The following is a 16,792-nucleotide window of genomic DNA, read 5'->3' as shown; positions in this document are numbered from 1 at the left end:
AATGTTTTAGAAAGGAGAGGAAGTCATGGGCAAAGGGAAGTCCGTACATGGGCGATTTCGGGCGCCCTCGGATCGGATTTTTGATGCGTGTAATGTCGTGTTTATGCTGTGTCTGATGGTGTTCACGCTGTATCCATTTTTAAATACGCTGGCGGTTTCGTTAAATGAAGCGAATGACTCGATTCGGGGTGGGATTTACTTGTGGCCGCGGGAATTCACGTGGAGCAATTATGAATTTGTATTCAAGGAAGCGACGATTTTCCATGCTACGTTGATTTCTGTATTACGTACGGTCGTCGGTACAGTGACCTCGGTGTTTTGCTGTGCAATGGTGGCGTATACGATCAGTCGGCCGGAATATGTGCTGCGTAAATTTGTTTCGATTGCTTTTATTTTGACGATGTATTTTAGCGGTGGCTTGATCCCCAATTTTCTCTTGATTCGTGAGCTTGGGATGCTGGGAACCTTCTGGGTGTACATCGTACCGGGGTTAATCGGGGTGTTTAATGTTATAGTCATTCGCTCCTTTATTGAGGGCCTGCCAGAGGGGATTTTAGAGTCGGCGCGTATTGACGGGGCCGGGGAATTTGCTACTTTTATGCGTATCGTTTTGCCACTGTGCGTGCCAGTGCTGGCAACAGTGTCGTTGTTCACGGCGGTCTCGCAATGGAATTCCTGGTTCGATGTATTTTTGTACAATTCGTCGTATGAGCAGTGGAGCACGCTCCAATATGAGCTGATGAAAATTCTGCAAAATTCCAATACTTCCGTTAACGCTCAGGATTATGCCAGCCAGTTTTCAGGGTCAGAAAATCTGGCGAAGGCGGTTACGCCTACCTCTATTCGTGCCACAATGACGATTGTTGCCTCAGTGCCTATTATTTTAGTCTATCCATTTTTACAAAAATACTTTGTGAAGGGTATGACCCTGGGAGGCGTGAAAGGATAGTAGATATTTTACATTCATCTTAAGAGCTATTTTTAGCCTGCAAATAAGCGAAATCCAAGGGTGCCAAATATGAATTTGAAAATTGGAGTGCAGGAGGGATTGCTTTGCGGTCAGGTTGGTATACGCCTTTTTGTCTGGTGCTGGCTGGAGTGCTGTTGTTATCGCCTATCGGATGGTGGGGGGTATCTGTAGCGAAGGCGGCTCCGTCTATGGAGCCTTTCCCGTCTTTTTCGGACACGGTGCGATCGGCGGGGAAGATTGTTAAAACGTGTGGATTTGAGCAAGGAAACAGCGACGGCTGGAAGCCACGGGGAGCTTATACCCAAATTGCATCCGTCACGGAAGCGGCATATGGCGGCACGCACAGTCTGAAGGCAACCGCTCGTACGGCGGCCTGGAACGGAGCAGAACTGGATGTGAAGCCGCTGCTGCTGCCGGATGTGGAATATGAAATTAGCGGATATGTGAAACTGGATGGAAATGCCCCGATTCCAAGCGTGATTACGCTTACGATGGAGCAGCAGCCGACAGGCGGCAATACAGCATGGAAGACCGTAGCTCAGGCAAAGACAGCAGGTACATCGTGGATCAAACTCCAGGGGAGGTATACTTTTACCGGGGAGATGAATGCATTGAAGCTGTATGTGGAGAATTCGAATCCCGCTCAGGCCTACTATGTGGATGAGGTGGAAATTAGGCAGGTATCAGTAACACCGACGAATCCTACAAGTGGGATCGTATCCGGGTTTGAGGACGGCACAGCTCAAGGATGGGTATCCCGTTTGGGAGCCGAGACTGTGCAGGTCTCAAATGCCGATGCACGGACTGGCTCGTACAGTCTGCTGACAACGGGTAGACAAAAGGCATATGCCGGACCCAAGCTGGACGTGACGGCCACGATGCAAAAGGGCAGCCGATATACGGTCAGTGCCTGGGTGAAGCTGGCGCCGGGAGAGCAGCCTGCCAAGGTGAGGCTCAGCGTACAGCGTGATCATCAAGGACAAAGTGCATATGAAACGGTTGTAGGTGATACGACGATCACGACAGGAGGATGGATGCATTTGTCTGGTACGTATACATTCGCACATGATGCAGATGCCGTTTCTATGTACCTGGAATCGCCAGAAGGAACGTCTTCCTTTTATATGGATGATTTCGAATTATCCCTGGTGCCGCCGCTGGCGATTGAAAAGGACATTCCTTCTTTACACGGATTATATCAGGGACAGTTCAGCATCGGCACAGCGATTGAGGCTTTTCAGACCGAGGGGGTTTACGGAGAACTGGTACAGAAGCATTTTAACAGCGTCGTAGCAGGGAATGCGATGAAGCCTGCCTCCTTGCAACCATCCGAGGGGCAGTTCCATTGGGAGGAAGCAGACCAAATTGTGCAATTTGCCAGACAACATGGTCTAGAAATTCGTTTCCATACCTTGGTGTGGCATAACCAGACCGGGGATTGGATGTTTAAGGACAAAAATGGACAGCCGATGACACCAACTGCTGAGAATAAAAAGCTTTTGCTGGACCGCCTGGAGACACATATTCGTGCTGTTGCCGCTCGGTATAAAAATGTCGTTACCGATTGGGATGTGGTCAATGAGGTCATTGATCCTGACCAGCCGGACGGGATGCGCCGCAGCAAGTGGTATCAGATAACAGGTACCGAATATATTGAAAAAGCGTTCCGTGTCACAAGGGAAGTGGCGGGTCCGAATGCGCGGTTGTTCATCAACGATTACAATACCCATGAACCGAAGAAACGGGATTTTCTGTATAATCTGGTGCGTGACTTGCTGGCCAAAGGCGTCCCGATTGACGGCGTAGGTCACCAAACGCATATCCGCCTGGAGTTTCCTACTATTGCAGAAATCGAGCAATCCATCGAAAAGTTTGCTTCACTTGGGCTGGATAATCAGATTACGGAGCTGGATATGGGCCTCTACTCCAATGATACGGATCGCTACGAAACGATCCCTGAAGCCATGCTGATTCGTCAGGCTCATCGTTATCAAGCACTGTTTGATATGTTTACAAGACAGCAGGAGCATATCAGCAATGTGACGATTTGGGGAACGGATGATGGCAATACGTGGCTCAGTACGTTCCCAATTGCCCGGCTGGATAAGCCGCTGCTGTTTGATGAACGTTTAAAGGCCAAATATGCATATTGGGCGCTGGTTGACCCATCTAAAGTGCCGCCGTTGCCGGTAGGGAGTAACGAATAAATGATGTGAGACAGAGAAGCAGGAAGCTAAGCTTTTACTTCATAAGATACAAAAAAGCAGGCTGTACATACATACTCGGACATGTATGTACAGCCTGCTTTGATATCGTAAAGATAAGAGCAGTTTTATTCCAAGTTAGCGTGTTGACTAAACATGGATTCGGAGGTCAGCTTGCGCAGCTTCATCGTTCTGAGCACCAATGCATCACCATACAGCAGCAGGGTTTGCTCAAATAGCGAGCCCATAGGCTGAATCGTCTGGTAATCCTTGTTGGATGGGTCTTTAGGTGCGCCAGGCAGCTTGACCATGATATCGGCCAGTTTGCCGATGGTGGACTCGGGCGAAGTGGTAAGCAGCGCCAGTGTGGCCCCGAGCTTCTTTGCTTTGTCTGCCATGGAGACTAGGCTTTTGGTTTCACCAGAGCCTGAACCGATAATCAGCAAATCGCCCTCAACCAAACCAGGGGTTACGGTTTCCCCAACTACGTAAGCTCGCATCCCCATATGCATGAGCCGCATGGCCAGCGAGCGCATCATGAACCCTGATCGCCCCGCCCCTGCTACGAATACCTTATTCGCAGCAGCGATGGAGTGGATCAGCTGTTCTGATTCGTTATCGCTAATTAGCTGCGGAACGAATTGCAGTTCCTTGATAACCTCGGATAAATATTGAGAGGTTTCCATGGGGATTAACCTTGTTTAATGAGCTGTTGCATTTGTGAAGCTACAGCCTTTTTGTCGTCTTCGCCAGTAATTCCGCCGCCTACGATAACCAGATCTGGTTGAGCTTGTACTACTTCAGCCAATGTACTCAGCTTGATACCGCCGGCTACGGCTGTTTTGGAGTTTTTTACGACTTTTTTGACGGTTTGCAATGCTTCGAATGGACTTTGTCCTTCCGCTTGCAGATCGTAGCCAGTATGCACACAGATGTAGTCAACACCTAAAGCGTCGATTTCTTTCGCACGTTGCTCCAGATTTTTAACACCGATCATGTCCACCAGGATTTTTTTACCGCCTTGTTTTTTAGCTTCTTCTACAGCACCTTTAATCGTTGCATCTTCAGCTACAGCCAAAATCGTAACGATATCTGCACCAGCCTCGGAAGCTTTCAACACTTCATAGCCCCCTGCGTCCATAACCTTCAGGTCAGCCAGCACTTTTAGATTGGGAAATGCTTCTTTCATTGCTTTTACAGCATGAAGTCCTTCATTGATGACAATCGGCGTACCGATTTCTACGATATCAATATACGATTCTACTTCTTTTACTAATGCAATACCTTGCGGGATATCTACCAAGTCTAAAGCCAATTGAAGTTCCATGTTATTAACTTCACTCCTTAAGTGAATTGTATTTGGATGAACAGGTACATGCTTTTGTTGGGCTGTACTCTATACTTTGCTTTCGTGCACAGGTTTGATTGTAAGGCCCTAGTATTCGGTTGAAAAGTACGCACTAATTCGTAACGTAGTTACCCTGACGATACTATAGATCATAAAAACCACTCATAAGAGAGCCGACAATTGGTCTTCTTTAACATTATTCCGATAATACAATTTATCTATTCGTGACCAGTAAGTGTACATATCCATGTCAGGTTGCAAAAGTATCAATGTATGGATAATTAAATTGACTTCAAGTTAGGTTTTGACTATATTTGCAATATACTGGTATGTAAAAAGGGAAGCTAACTGCATAACTACCCTGAAGAATAGCCACTAGGCTAGGGGTGACCGTAATTTTCAGGATAGGGAGGCGGAGTCTAGTGGAAGAGGTCCTGAATCAAAGGGGAGCTATTTATTTGTTGTCGGACAACCACGAACTCGATAAAGCTTGTGAGTTGTTTAGAATCAGCTACACACATAATGATTGGGATGAAGCGAACAAGGTTGCAGATTATATGCATTCGTTGGCTGAAAGCCTGTATCACACCCAACTGAGAAATGCTGCGGACGGCAAGTACGAAACATTGGACACCAAACACCCGCTGGTATTTTATTATGCTTACAGCTATCTGGCGAAATCGATTTATTATCAGAATATAGGCCAGTATGAGAAAGCCAGAGATTATATTATGAAGTATAGCGAAATGGGCTGGTTTATGGGGCTGGATCAAAGCGGTCACGAAGAAGTAGAAAGATTCCGTTTTCTCGCCAAGGCCAATTTATATTCGATTGATTTACTTTTGGGGAAGAAGGAGCTTTTATCGGAATATGTTCAGTTTCTTCACGACAATGACGAGGAGCTATTACCAGGAATGGTGGGTATTGCCGAAGCCGCTAACTTGAATAATTGGGATATTGACGACCTGTTGAACGAGTTTGCCGATGATATTAAGATATTTGAAGGTTATGAAGATAGAGCAAACCGCGTATATTATTTAAAACTGGTCAGCCAATTAGCTATTTACCATCTAAAAAAGAAGCAGCACATCGTTGCTTTGAATTATATTCTTGCTTCTCTGAAGTTCTCTGTTGGTGTAGAAACGGATGCTGATTTCAGGACACTGGTTGCACTGTTCGAGACTTTTCGAGATGTGGCAACACCGTTACAGCAAGAGCAATATCAAGCCATTTTACTAAAGGCGCTTCATAATGAAAAAGGCATCAACCTCGATAACTATGGTCTGAGCGTTTCTTAGTATTGCTTGAGTTTCAGTTTCGATCGTCAGACCCAGTAGGAATTTTGTAAATAAGGGGAGCACACTTTTACGCAATTTGCGAATCAGTGGGCTCCCCTTTCTCATGCTAATACATCATTGATTTATTTTACATTATAGGAAGTGAGGTTATCGGCCAGATACTGCATCGTTTCGCTCGCCTTTTGCATACGCTCCATGACCTCGGTAAAAGTGCTTACCAGAGTCGCCTGCTCTTGAGAGGAAGCAACAATTTGCTCTATTTCCTGCTCCATTTGACGAATGGAGTTCTGTACATCCTTTAGAGCTCCCTCAATATCGACCGTCGCTTTTTTGGACTCTACAGATAGCTTGCGTACTTCTTGAGCAACGACACCGAAGCCGGCTCCTGCTTCTCCGACACGCGCGGCTTCAATCGCGGCATTGAGTCCAAGCAGGTTGGTTTGATCAGAAATTTCCTTGATGAATACAGCAACCTGATTAATTTTACCCGAGTTTTGTACGGCAAATTGGGTATTCTTCAAAATGTGTTCACTGGTAGCTTGTAGCTCCTGCGAATGCGCTGTTACTTGCTGCACCATCTCAATGAGCTGCTCGGTAACGGAGCGGTTTTCAGATACGATTTGGTCCAGCTGATTTTTATTGGTCAAATTATAGGAGGCGGCAAACGCTGCAATGACTTCTCCTTTATCGTCAAACACAGGAATACTGATCATATCAAGAGGATATCCCAGCACTTCAGCCGGAATGTGAGTCAAGCTGGCCTCATGTCCATTTTTAAGCATGGCGAAATTTTTGTAGCCCTCGAGCAGCTCTGAGCCTGTTTCAAAGCCAAGGTCCATACCCTCCGATTGGCTATAAGCCAGAACGTGAGTGCGGTCGAAGAGGGCAAGGGTAACCTTCTCCCGCATAATCTGTTGTATATAGGGGAGGGCTACAATTAATGCATCTATTGTATTCAAGTGGATAGCCTACCTTTCTTTACTAAATATATTTTTTATAGTCCTATATCATTGTCGGTCTAAAGACGGATAAAAATTATAAAGGCATTAAATGTTTAAAGAAAAATGAGCATTTTCAGAAAAAAAGGCATATCGTTTCGTAATGGAAACGATATGCCTTCGTATTTAATCTGAACGTGTCAGTGCTGTGTGTATAAGCGGTTTACTTTCCGCGCTGCTCGAACAATTGTGCAATCTCTACAATCACCTTGGTTGCAAGCACCATGTTGTCCACCGACACATACTCGTACTTACCATGATAGTTCTCCCCACCTGTGAAAATATTCGGTGTAGGCAGCCCCATATAGGACAGCTGTGAACCGTCAGTGCCTCCACGAATGGGCTTGATAATGGGTTCAATATTCAGCCTCGTCATGGCTTCATGAGCGATATCAACGATATGCTTGACAGGCTCGATTTTCTCTTTCATGTTGTAGTACTGGTCTCTCAGCTCCAGCGTAATCCGGTTTTCTCCATAGGCAGCCTGCAGCTCTTTTACGATATTTGTCAAATAAGCTTTCCGGTTCTCGAAGCTCTTACGATCAAAATCACGGATGATATAGTACAGTTTGGTTTGTTCTGCTGTGCCTGTAAACTCCGACAGATGATAGAAGCCATCGTACCCGTCTGTATATTCCGGCGCTTCATTCGCAGGTAATCTGCTGTGCAGCTCCATAGCGATTTTGGCAGCGTGGATCATTTTGTTTTTTGCCGTACCGGGGTGCACGTTCACACCGTGAATGGTAACATGAGCAGCTGCAGCATTGAAGCTCTCATATTCCAGCTCTCCAAGTGGTCCGCCGTCTACTGTATAAGCATATTCAGCGCCAAAAGCGGCTACATCAAAGCGTTCTGGTCCTCTTCCAATCTCCTCGTCCGGTGTAAAAGCAACGCGAATTTTGCCATGTTTAATTTCTGGATGATCTATCAGATAGTGGATCGCTGTCATGATTTCTGCGATGCCAGCTTTATTGTCTGCACCAAGTAGGGTGGTACCATCTGTTGTGATCAGGGTATGGCCTTTATATTGAGTCAATTCGGGAAACTCACGTGGGGAAAGGACTACACCAAGCGAGGCATTCAGTGTGATATCGCCCCCGTCATAGTTTTCCGTCAACTGTGGTTTCACCCCTGCGCCAGTGAGCTCGGTGGCTGTATCGAGGTGGGCCAGAAAACCAATGACGGGAACCTCCTTATCCGTATTGGAGGGGAGAGTTGCCATCACATAACCATGTTCATCAATGGATACGTCTGTCATGCCGATGGCTTTTAGTTCGTCCACCAGAAGGTTGCCCAATGTGAGCTGTCCGGGTGTGGTGGGGCAAGTGTGACTGCTTTCGTCGGATTGGGTATCTACCTGAACATAGGTAGTCAGGCGGTCAATCAGTTCCTGTTTCATGCGGTTATCCTCCTTGGACCTTTTCTATTATGGTATGTATTTTATCATGATTAGGCTTAAAATATGATATACCATCTGAGACTTCCATGATCTAAAAAGGAGTTGTCCAACAGATTCCTTTTAACATATATAGGATACTTTAATCTATGAATCTTTTAAATTGTGTTTTATTACTGAGTCACTTAACGTTACGTTCATAGATTTGAAGCATAGAATACACTATCAAATGCAAGGGAGGTGAGTTCTATGGCGATCCTTTTACCTTCGCAAATTTACAATCTTGCTGCTGGTGTAGGTAAGTCCTTTTTTGAAAACCTGAAAGGCGGTAATAATGCTACAATTACCGTGAATAATACAGGTGCCAACCCGGTAGATCTTGTGGTTACCCGTGTCAATGCTCCTGTGATCACTTATACTATTCCGGCGGCTAGCAGTCTGACGCTAGAAGTTGCCTTGCTGCTGGTAGCTGCTCTGCAGGCTACTCCAGCTGGAGCAGTAACAGGTACCATCCAAATTGCCACTGCTGATTTTTAAACTGTAACGACTTGACCCTCTAACTCTAGCTTTGCCGGAAGGCAAGGTTAGGTTTTTTTTATTGTTTGGAAATTTTCTGAAACTTTTTTCAGGTTGTACCGATATATACATATGGCATCGTAAATAACACATCGAAAAGGAGTACCCTGTATGAGCTTTAGCAACCCGGTTTTACGTGATGACATCTTTTTGCGTGAAGATGAAAGAGAAGCTAGCGAACAACGTATGACTATCGGAGGAACGGTGAATAAAACGTTGCTTCTGCTAGTCCTGCTCATCGTCTCTGCCAGTATTACCTGGTATTTGACCTATCAAGGAACCGTAGAGGTACTATCGTTGATGACGGCAGGCCTTTTTGGGATGGCAGGCATAGCACTTGCGATATCCTTTTTTCCAAAAACGGCTCCATTACTTGCACCTGTATATGCGATTCTAAGTGGCTTTGCTTTAGGTGGCGTTTCTGCTTTTATGGAATATGAGTACCCTGGAATTGTAGTTAATGCCATTTTGCTGACTGTGGGTATCTTGTTCTTGATGCTCTTTATGTATACACAACGAATCATCAAGGTGACACGTGGCTTTATCTCATTTGTTGTTCTATGTACGATGGCGATTTTTCTGGTGACGTTGGTTGACTTTATTTTGAATTTCTTCGGTATGAATGTTCCGTACATCCATGAAACGGGCTGGGTGGGTATTGGCATTAGTTTATTTGTCGTCATCATTGCCGCTTTGAATCTGCTCGTAGATTTTAATTACATTGAGGAACAAGCTGATCAAGGCGCACCCAAATATATGGAATGGTATGGCTCTTTTGCATTACTAGTAACTTTAGTGTGGTTATATGTACGAATATTGGACTTATTATCCAAATTTAGCGAGAGAGACTAAGGTTTGCGATGACTTCATATAGTTAAATAGGCAAGAACAGAAGGACGGCTGAATGTCGTCCTTTTTTGTATAAAAGAAGCGGTTTAAAAAATGCATTTTACGTTAAATACATAGAAGTTGGGTAAACATAGAGGATAGACAGGGGAGGAGTGAAATAAATGTATCAAGTGGTGCTGGTGAGGCATGGAGAAAGTGTGTATAACCAACAAAATCTGTTTACAGGCTGGACGGATGTCGATCTGACTGAAAAGGGAACTCATGAAGCCATCGAGGCAGGACGTATCCTCAAGGAGGCTGGGTATACGTTCGATTTGGCATTTGCTTCTGTGCTAAAACGTTCAATCCGCACGTTGTATCATATCTTGGATGAGCTGGATCATCTGTGGATACCCGTGCAGAAGTCATGGAAGCTGAATGAACGCCACTACGGTGCTCTTCAGGGACTTAGCAAGCTGGATTCAGCCGTCCAATATGGCGAGGAACAGGTTTATATTTGGCGGCGTAGCCTGACCGTGCGACCTCCTATGTTGGACGCGCAGGATGAACGGAGTCCACATCGGGAAGAGCGTTATCGCCATATTAAGCCGGAGGAGCTGCCGCTCGGGGAGAGTCTGGAAGATACTGTGCATCGGGTCGGTGAGTTTTGGAAGCAACGGATTGTGCCGTTGATTCTTAAAAAGGACCGGGTTATCATTTCCGCACACGGCAATACCTTAAGAGCCCTGATCAAGTATATGGAAAATCTGGATGAGGCTGCGCTGCTGGATTTGAACATTCCGACAGGCATTCCACTGGTGTATGAGCTGGATGATCATATCGATCCTATCCGGCGCTTCTATCTTGGTGATCCGAGTCATGTAGAGGCAAAGAAACAGGCTGTGGCCAACCAAAGCAAGGTGACGGAATGACTTTTCATACAACAAAGAGGACAGGGCGCTTGCTTGCATCCTGTCCTCTTTGTTGTTGATACACATTAAGTGTTCGCAGTATCCTCTGCATCCAGGCTGTCTTCCTCAGTAGGAAGTGCCCATACCGATACACTGCCGGCACGAACGGGAAATGTGCCGTAGCCATCTTGTTCGATTTTTACGGTATGATCGTGATGCCCGGTCAAATCGATCCATTTTTCCCCGGCACGTTTTTTACCCACAAACATCCGCTTTTCCCCGTCATCTGCGTTGGTAATCACTACGGCACATCCGGAGCCGTGCAGTTCAGGGACACCCTGACGAACCCATCCAATCGTATGGGGATCATCAAAATAATCTTTTTGCTCACCATAGGCTTTGTGGTACCGCGCATATAGGAGCGGGTCGAGCTCAGCCTGCTTGCCTTTCACAGGCGTTTGTCCCCGGATACCGTAGTAATCCCCGTAGAATACGCAAGGATAACCATCTTTGCGCAGTAGGATGAGTGCATAGGCACTGGGCTTGAACCAGTCCTCCACCCAAGATTCGAGCGCTTCGTGCGGCTGGGAATCATGATTATCGACAAAAGTAACCGAGTTCAGGGGATGGGTATGAACCAGCGTATCCTCGAAAATGGTGCTTAAATCGAAATCCTTGCCACCCAAGGAAGCGCTATGTAGTTTGTAGTGGAGGGATACGTCGAACAGATCAATTTTATAATCAATGGTATCTAGAAACTTTTGACACGACTCCAGATCCGGTTTCCAAAACTCGCCTACCATATAAAAATCCTGCCCACGCTTTTTAATCATTTCTGTGGCAAACTCCCGTACAAATTCATGATTGATATGCTTGATGGCATCCAGACGGAATCCATTACATTGTAGGGTATCCACCAGCCATTTGCCCCAGCGAATCATTTCCTTGCGCACATCCTGATGATTATAGTCAATATTGGCGAACATTAAATAATCATAATTGCCGAATTCATCATCTACATGATCGCTCCAGTTTTTATTTTTGCCTAAAATGCGATAGATTCCTGTCCGGTCCTGACTTGCGTCGTAATCGGTTCCGTTAAAATGTTCGAAATTCCATTGAAATGTGGAATACTGACCTTGCCGGCCGGGAAATGTAAATTTAGTCCAGCCTTCGATATCAAAGGGCTCAGAAATGACCTCATTGCGGTTATCCGGGTTGACCTCGACAACCTTGAATATTTCAGTCTCATCCGCACCAGCCTTATGGTTCATGACCAGATCGACATAAACGGCAACACCGTGGCGAACACAGGCCGCTACAGCTTCCAGCAGGTCTTCCTTGGTGCCGTATTTGGTGCGTACTGCACCTTTTTGGTCAAATTCGCCCAGATCGTAAAGGTCATAGACGCCGTAACCCGTATCCTCGGGCGATTGGCCTTTGGTGACAGGTGGAATCCATATCGCGTCAATTCCTTTGGCCTTCAGTTCCGGTGCCAGGCGAGCAAGCTTTTTCCAGTGAGAACCGTCAGCTTCGACATTCCACTCGAAAAATTGCATCATCGTATGGTTCCTTTTCATATGCGTCCCTCCTTCATATATTACAAGTTACCCACCAAGTGAGGGGGGCTAAACGTCTGATGGCCAATATGATGTGGATGCAGAACATGGATCGTTGTATAACGTATGCTAAATCATTAAAATTTGTTATACCTGAAGTGCTCATACCGCCTCAATGTCTAGAAAAGGAAACGTGAAAACGTTAAAATGAATGTAACTTAGCAATAGATCGGATTTCAGGCAAACCATGAAACTCAAACAAGAGAGGGAAGGAGAGATAGACGTGAAAAATCCACAGCAGAATAAGGATGAAGCAAAAGAACCGCTGATGAAAAAATGTACGTATTGTCAGGAGATAAAGCCATTAACGGATTTTCAGCGTAGAACCGGTCGCCGGGCGGGTCCTTATTCCCGGCGTGGTCCTTGCCGTTCCTGCCGGGGGTTAGCCCCGCAAGAACGAGCGGTTACGTCCGCTCCTTCCCAAGAGGGCACGAAGCCCCCGGTTGCTCCCGCGGGACGGCGCAGCCTCGAAGCAGATACATCTGCGCATCATTTGGAGGCATCCGGGCTGGTTTCTATGGAGTCTGAGCGGCCTCGCAGAAAGCCCGTCACGGACAAAGCACGCGAGCGCCATCGGCAGCGAGTTCGTCACTTGCTTAGCAGACTGAAGCCTGCGGATACCCGTGTATTGCGGCTTAATCGCAACGGCCTGATTCGGCTAAGAGGCAAAACGGACCAAGGGAGACGCTGGCATCAGGAGATCGAGCTTGATTTGGCGATGACTTTGGTCAGAGAACGTATGGCGGTGATTGTAAATCCGTACACGATCCGTAGGCTGTATAGCAACAAGGAATTCCGCCAATATGTGCTTAAACGTGATCGCTATACCTGCTTTTTTTGCGGGGGCTATGGCGACACAATTGATCATTTACTTCCTCGAGCTAAAGGTGGGCACACCACGCCTGTAAATTGTGTATGCGCCTGCAACGAGTGCAATCAAGTTAAAGCTGCCCGTGATGTAGAGGAATTCATCGAGTCTGGCCTACCGCTACCGACTCCTGATGATTTCGAGCCTCCCGCTGCTCTCGAGAACCCCGAGGCTTCTGAGGACACCTTGCACACCTAGACTGATTCTTAGGAAATCGACCAAACTCACTCTCTCTATTATCCATTTCTAGTACAAAATACCCTCTTTATTAAGGAAAACTTAGACAAAAATCGTGCTTATTCTAATTTTTATCTAAAATAACAATAAAAAATTTGCAGAAATTTGTGCAAATTTAAAATTTCTTCGACGATTGGGTTGTGAAAGGTGTAATATAGAGGTATAGGGTTCCGTTTCGTCCTGTTGTAGTCACGAGGGAGCGCTTCGTGAGATATTCCGCAGCAGTAACAACAACAGAATAACGTCCAGGCAATATACAATTGGCATCTGCGATCACCAGTCTTGCCCTTTAGGGTATAGACCAGTTTAAGCTGTGCTTCTTGCATGTTTAAGGGCGAATTCATTAACGTTTTATTGCTAGAGTTTATGATACAGGTTACGAGAAAGGAATGGACTTCTATTTTCACAGTAAAGGAGGACGTTCACGCATGTCTGAAAACCAACAAGAGGTGGCCGTAACACAAGAAGCTACCAAAGAGTCTCGGGATGTATTGGACCAATTGATGAAACCGGAGGTTCAGCAATCGCTGACCGTATTGGTAGAGAATCTGCCAAAGTTGACTGAAATGGTTACTTTTATGACCGATGCTTATGATGTAGCACGCAGTCTGGCAACTGACCCTGTCTTTATCGGAGATATGAAAAACTCCATGGGTGAGTTTGTGAAGCCTGTTACAGATTCAGCTAAAGGATTGGCTTCTGCTGCAATTGAAGCAAATGACCGTGTACAAACTACGGACGGCAGTGTAGGTCTGTTTGGCCTGCTCAAAATGCTTAAAGATCCTAATGTACAAAAAACGCTGCGTTTCAGCCAGGCTTTCCTGGATATTCTGAATGAGCGCCAACGCGAAAGCAAATAATTACCTGATCGAGAACGGAGGATGGACATGTCGAAGCAAATTTTGATCTTGGGCGGCGGATACGGCGGCTTGCTGGCCGCTCTTACAGCACGCCAGCATATGGACGCTAGCCAAGCAACCATTACAGTGGTAAACCGCTTTGCGTCGCACCAAATTATTACGGAACTGCACCGTTTGGCGGCAGGTACGATTGCCGAAAAAGCTGTGGCGCTTCCTTTGGAAAAACTGCTGCGTAATAAGGATATTATCCTGAAAGTGGATACGGTTTCCGAAATCAAACCGGACGATAAGAAAGTAACCCTGGCCAGTGGTGCTACATTGAGCTATGACGCTCTCGTTATTTCCCTGGGCAGTGAAACGGCATACTTCGGTATTCCGGGGCTGCAAGAGCATAGCTTCACACTGAAATCAGTGGCAGAAGCCAATCGCATCCGTGCACATGTGGAAGCTCGTCTGGATGCTTACAAGCAATCCGGTAACAAAGCGGACGCTACCATCGTTATCGGTGGCGGCGGTCTGACAGGCGTTGAGCTGGTGGGCGAATATGCCGACAAACTGCCTGCAGTGTGCCGTGAAAAAGGCATCAACTACGAAGATATCAGCTTGTACTGCGTAGAAGCTGGACCATCTATTTTGGCAGGCTTCCCTCAACCACTGGTTGATCGTGCAGTAACAAGCCTTGAAAAACGTGGTGTTCAAATCGTAGCGGGTGTTCCGATTACAGAGATGAAAGCTGACGAAGTTCTCCTGAAAGACGGACGTTCGATCAAAACGAACACACTGATCTGGACAGGCGGCGTACAAGGTAACGCACTGGTTGGCGCATCCGGTATCGAAGTAAACCGCGGTCGCGCAACTGTGAATGGCGCATTGCAATCGACTTCTCACGAAGACATCTTCCTCGCTGGCGACAGCGCAGTAGTGTTCCCAAGTGAAGGCGAGCGTCCATATCCTCCAACTGCACAGTTGGCTTGGCAAATGGGCGAAACCGTGGGTTACAACCTTTTTGCTTACTTTAACGGAGCGAAAATGGAACAATTCACACCAGTATTCTCCGGTACACTGGGCAGCTTGGGAAGAACAGACGCGATCGGTACTGTAGGCGCGAATGGCACCCAACTGAAAGGCGCTGTAGCTACTTTGATGAAAGAAGGCAGTAACATCCGTTACTTGTCCCACATCAAAGGACTTTTTGCTTTGGCCTATTAATATTCATTACATTTTATATGAATTATTGAAAGAGAGCGCTGTTCAGCGCTCTCTTTTTTTATTCTTTGACACTAGCGATGCTTATGCATTCATAGATAATCTTAAATGATAAATCTCCGTAAAGAGTATTCCCAGGTGTTGTATAACCGTTTGCAAAAGAGGTCCAATGTGTGAGATCTTTGGACTTTGCTGCGGCGATATGCGACCCAAACACATAATAAGTGTCACCGTCTTTGACGATGGAAGGATCATGAACCGATACATTAGAGAAGGGGGGCACATCCTGCTTATCGTTCTGGTTCGGCACCGCTGCCGCGGCATCCATTGTGCCTGATGGTACGCCTGCGATTGCTAATAATAAAGTGAATGCTAGTGCAATGCTCGACCTGACTCTACGCTTAACAAAACTTCTCATCGTATACATCTTCCCCTTTCTAAATTGGAATATAGTGATGTATTCTGCTTTCAGCGTAAAAATACCTTTATATTTATAAATATCATTAATGTATTTGTGAATTAGATGACTGTAGAGAAGGTATCGTATTCTATAATTAGGTAGAGGTTATAAATTATGGTTGACTATATGTATTGGTGGAGGTACGTTAGTTATAAACAAAACAGTTGTATTTTGAGCTGTTTATGACCAAAGGAGGATATTATGAAAATCAGGTTGTTCGTATGCCTTATGGTTTTATTTAGTATTGCTACTGTACACTCGAATTCAACATCGGCTCAGGCTCAGACCCCCATACACCTGAAGGTCAATGATCATTACGTTTTATACACATATCCTGCCTCGCCTTTTGTGGATACAAAGGGCAGACTGCTTATACCACTCCAAGCGGTTGAAGATATACTGGGCGGCAAAGTAACTTACAATGCAGCGAACAAAACAGCTTCTATTGATTTGTTGGGGCGTAATGTAACGGTTACGATTGGATCACCCGAAATATCAGTTAACGGTGAGCCGGTAACAATGGACACAGTTCCCATCATGAAAAGCAACGCGATGTTTTTACCAGTATCCATTTTGTTGAAAGATACGGATGCCAAGACGGAGTGGGATTCCAAGCGTGGCTTATTGAAGCTAAGGCATGATAGCTTTACGGAAAGTCCAGTTCTTATGAGGTTTAAGGGACAAGACTTAGCTCAAGTCATTGATGCGAATGCATTTGATCTTACTTCGTTTGACTGGGATCAAAAGCAGGGCGTACTGAATATTCAGGCTACGTATAAGACCGATTTATCGCCCGCTTTCAAACAAATTGACTTTAATCCTATGATTGTGTATGGCAAAGGGACTTATAGTGTAGACCCTTATTCTAAACCCGGTTCGTTTCACAAAGTCAAAATAACTAGCGCAGGTCAATTGCTTTATACAAAAAATATCGGTACAACTAATGCGGATAGTGATTATATAAAATATATCACTTCTGTAGGCAGGCTGATTCAATAATGAATACATGATGG

15 protein-coding genes and 1 pseudogene are annotated in these 16,792 nt (G+C 45.7%); 10 read left to right on the top strand and 6 right to left on the bottom strand.

Annotated features, from left to right (window positions below):
* Nucleotides 1-25: 25 nt before the first annotated feature.
* Entirely contained in the window at nt 26-949 is a 924-nt protein-coding gene (locus tag ACQQ6X_RS14555; protein WP_305165911.1) for a carbohydrate ABC transporter permease, read from the top strand.
* Nucleotides 950-1,053: 104 nt separating this feature from the next.
* Complete coding sequence (locus ACQQ6X_RS14550; RefSeq protein ID WP_305165910.1) at nt 1,054-3,177, top strand: endo-1,4-beta-xylanase; 2,124 nt, start codon at nt 1,054-1,056, stop codon at nt 3,175-3,177.
* A 125-nt stretch (nt 3,178-3,302) separates the two neighbouring features.
* Here the strand turns inward: ACQQ6X_RS14550 and hxlB are convergent, their stop codons facing one another.
* Nucleotides 3,303-3,860 carry a 6-phospho-3-hexuloisomerase gene (gene hxlB, locus ACQQ6X_RS14545; RefSeq protein ID WP_305165909.1) on the bottom strand — a complete coding sequence of 186 codons (558 nt, stop codon included), beginning with the start codon at nt 3,858-3,860 and terminating at the stop codon, nt 3,303-3,305.
* Nucleotides 3,861-3,865: 5 nt separating this feature from the next.
* Entirely contained in the window at nt 3,866-4,501 is a 636-nt protein-coding gene (hxlA, locus tag ACQQ6X_RS14540) for a 3-hexulose-6-phosphate synthase (protein ID WP_063207250.1), read from the bottom strand.
* Nucleotides 4,502-4,944: 443 nt separating this feature from the next.
* On the opposite strand from hxlA, the gene ACQQ6X_RS14535 reads away from it, so the two are divergent.
* The gene (locus tag ACQQ6X_RS14535) at nt 4,945-5,820 is read left to right on the top strand and encodes a DNA-binding protein (protein ID WP_305165908.1); all 876 of its coding nucleotides are present in this window, start codon (nt 4,945-4,947) and stop codon (nt 5,818-5,820) included.
* Nucleotides 5,821-5,942: 122 nt separating this feature from the next.
* On the opposite strand, the gene ACQQ6X_RS14530 is transcribed toward ACQQ6X_RS14535, so the two are convergent.
* Together ACQQ6X_RS14530 and pepT are read right to left on the bottom strand one after the other, a co-directional pair.
* Nucleotides 5,943-6,779, bottom strand: coding sequence for a methyl-accepting chemotaxis protein (locus ACQQ6X_RS14530; protein WP_305165907.1), 837 nt, complete (start codon nt 6,777-6,779; stop codon nt 5,943-5,945).
* 202 nt (nt 6,780-6,981) lie between these two features.
* The gene (pepT, locus tag ACQQ6X_RS14525; protein ID WP_305165906.1) at nt 6,982-8,217 is read right to left on the bottom strand and encodes a peptidase T; all 1,236 of its coding nucleotides are present in this window, start codon (nt 8,215-8,217) and stop codon (nt 6,982-6,984) included.
* Nucleotides 8,218-8,463: 246 nt separating this feature from the next.
* Between pepT and ACQQ6X_RS14520 the strand changes: the two genes are divergently transcribed.
* The 3 genes from ACQQ6X_RS14520 to gpmA all read left to right on the top strand — a co-directional run bounded on the left by ACQQ6X_RS14520 (nt 8,464) and on the right by gpmA (nt 10,550).
* Nucleotides 8,464-8,751, top strand: coding sequence for a hypothetical protein (locus ACQQ6X_RS14520; RefSeq protein WP_305165905.1), 288 nt, complete (start codon nt 8,464-8,466; stop codon nt 8,749-8,751).
* Nucleotides 8,752-8,901: 150 nt separating this feature from the next.
* On the top strand, nt 8,902-9,642 hold the full coding sequence (locus tag ACQQ6X_RS14515; RefSeq protein ID WP_305165904.1) for a Bax inhibitor-1/YccA family protein: 741 nt from the start codon (nt 8,902-8,904) through the stop codon (nt 9,640-9,642).
* 158 nt (nt 9,643-9,800) lie between these two features.
* The gene (gpmA, locus tag ACQQ6X_RS14510; protein WP_305165903.1) at nt 9,801-10,550 is read left to right on the top strand and encodes a 2,3-diphosphoglycerate-dependent phosphoglycerate mutase; all 750 of its coding nucleotides are present in this window, start codon (nt 9,801-9,803) and stop codon (nt 10,548-10,550) included.
* Between the two features lie 65 nt (nt 10,551-10,615).
* Here gpmA and ACQQ6X_RS14505 read toward each other — a convergent pair whose 3' ends face one another.
* Nucleotides 10,616-12,109, bottom strand: a complete 1,494-nt coding sequence (locus ACQQ6X_RS14505) for an alpha-amylase (protein WP_305165902.1) — start codon at nt 12,107-12,109, stop codon at nt 10,616-10,618.
* 226 nt (nt 12,110-12,335) lie between these two features.
* On the opposite strand from ACQQ6X_RS14505, the gene ACQQ6X_RS14500 reads away from it, so the two are divergent.
* The 3 genes from ACQQ6X_RS14500 to ACQQ6X_RS14490 all read left to right on the top strand — a co-directional run bounded on the left by ACQQ6X_RS14500 (nt 12,336) and on the right by ACQQ6X_RS14490 (nt 15,322).
* Nucleotides 12,336-13,214: an HNH endonuclease gene (locus ACQQ6X_RS14500; protein WP_430493455.1), complete on the top strand. Its 879-nt coding sequence runs from the start codon at nt 12,336-12,338 to the stop codon at nt 13,212-13,214.
* Nucleotides 13,215-13,681: 467 nt separating this feature from the next.
* A complete protein-coding gene (locus tag ACQQ6X_RS14495) occupies nt 13,682-14,113 on the top strand; it encodes a DUF1641 domain-containing protein (RefSeq protein WP_013373648.1) in 432 nt (143 codons plus the stop codon).
* Nucleotides 14,114-14,140: 27 nt separating this feature from the next.
* Nucleotides 14,141-15,322, top strand: coding sequence for an NAD(P)/FAD-dependent oxidoreductase (locus ACQQ6X_RS14490; RefSeq protein WP_063207223.1), 1,182 nt, complete (start codon nt 14,141-14,143; stop codon nt 15,320-15,322).
* A 106-nt stretch (nt 15,323-15,428) separates the two neighbouring features.
* Here ACQQ6X_RS14490 and ACQQ6X_RS14485 read toward each other — a convergent pair.
* A pseudogene (locus ACQQ6X_RS14485) lies at nt 15,429-15,737 on the bottom strand (LamG-like jellyroll fold domain-containing protein); the annotation flags it as partial.
* A gap of 243 nt (nt 15,738-15,980) precedes the next feature.
* Here ACQQ6X_RS14485 and ACQQ6X_RS14480 point away from each other — a divergent pair.
* Nucleotides 15,981-16,778, top strand: a complete 798-nt coding sequence (locus ACQQ6X_RS14480) for a copper amine oxidase N-terminal domain-containing protein (protein ID WP_305165900.1) — start codon at nt 15,981-15,983, stop codon at nt 16,776-16,778.
* The last annotated feature ends 14 nt before the right edge of the window (nt 16,779-16,792 follow it).

It is taken from the genome of Paenibacillus ottowii, from assembly GCF_050516475.1.
Taxonomy (GTDB): domain Bacteria; phylum Bacillota; class Bacilli; order Paenibacillales; family Paenibacillaceae; genus Paenibacillus; species Paenibacillus ottowii.
Note: the sequence above shows the minus strand (reverse complement) of the source record. Positions and strands in the feature narration are given on the sequence as shown.

Coding starts and splice junctions, on each gene's coding strand:
- ACQQ6X_RS14555 (WP_305165911.1), top strand. CDS start 26: ATGGGCAAAGGGAAGTCCGTACATGGGCGATTTCGGGCGCCCTCGGAT.
- hxlB (WP_305165909.1), bottom strand. CDS start 3,860: ATGGAAACCTCTCAATATTTATCCGAGGTTATCAAGGAACTGCAATTC.
- hxlA (WP_063207250.1), bottom strand. CDS start 4,501: ATGGAACTTCAATTGGCTTTAGACTTGGTAGATATCCCGCAAGGTATT.
- pepT (WP_305165906.1), bottom strand. CDS start 8,217: ATGAAACAGGAACTGATTGACCGCCTGACTACCTATGTTCAGGTAGAT.
- ACQQ6X_RS14520 (WP_305165905.1), top strand. CDS start 8,464: ATGGCGATCCTTTTACCTTCGCAAATTTACAATCTTGCTGCTGGTGTA.
- ACQQ6X_RS14515 (WP_305165904.1), top strand. CDS start 8,902: ATGAGCTTTAGCAACCCGGTTTTACGTGATGACATCTTTTTGCGTGAA.
- gpmA (WP_305165903.1), top strand. CDS start 9,801: ATGTATCAAGTGGTGCTGGTGAGGCATGGAGAAAGTGTGTATAACCAA.
- ACQQ6X_RS14505 (WP_305165902.1), bottom strand. CDS start 12,109: ATGAAAAGGAACCATACGATGATGCAATTTTTCGAGTGGAATGTCGAA.
- ACQQ6X_RS14500 (WP_430493455.1), top strand. CDS start 12,336: ATGAAACTCAAACAAGAGAGGGAAGGAGAGATAGACGTGAAAAATCCA.
- ACQQ6X_RS14495 (WP_013373648.1), top strand. CDS start 13,682: ATGTCTGAAAACCAACAAGAGGTGGCCGTAACACAAGAAGCTACCAAA.
- ACQQ6X_RS14490 (WP_063207223.1), top strand. CDS start 14,141: ATGTCGAAGCAAATTTTGATCTTGGGCGGCGGATACGGCGGCTTGCTG.
- ACQQ6X_RS14480 (WP_305165900.1), top strand. CDS start 15,981: ATGAAAATCAGGTTGTTCGTATGCCTTATGGTTTTATTTAGTATTGCT.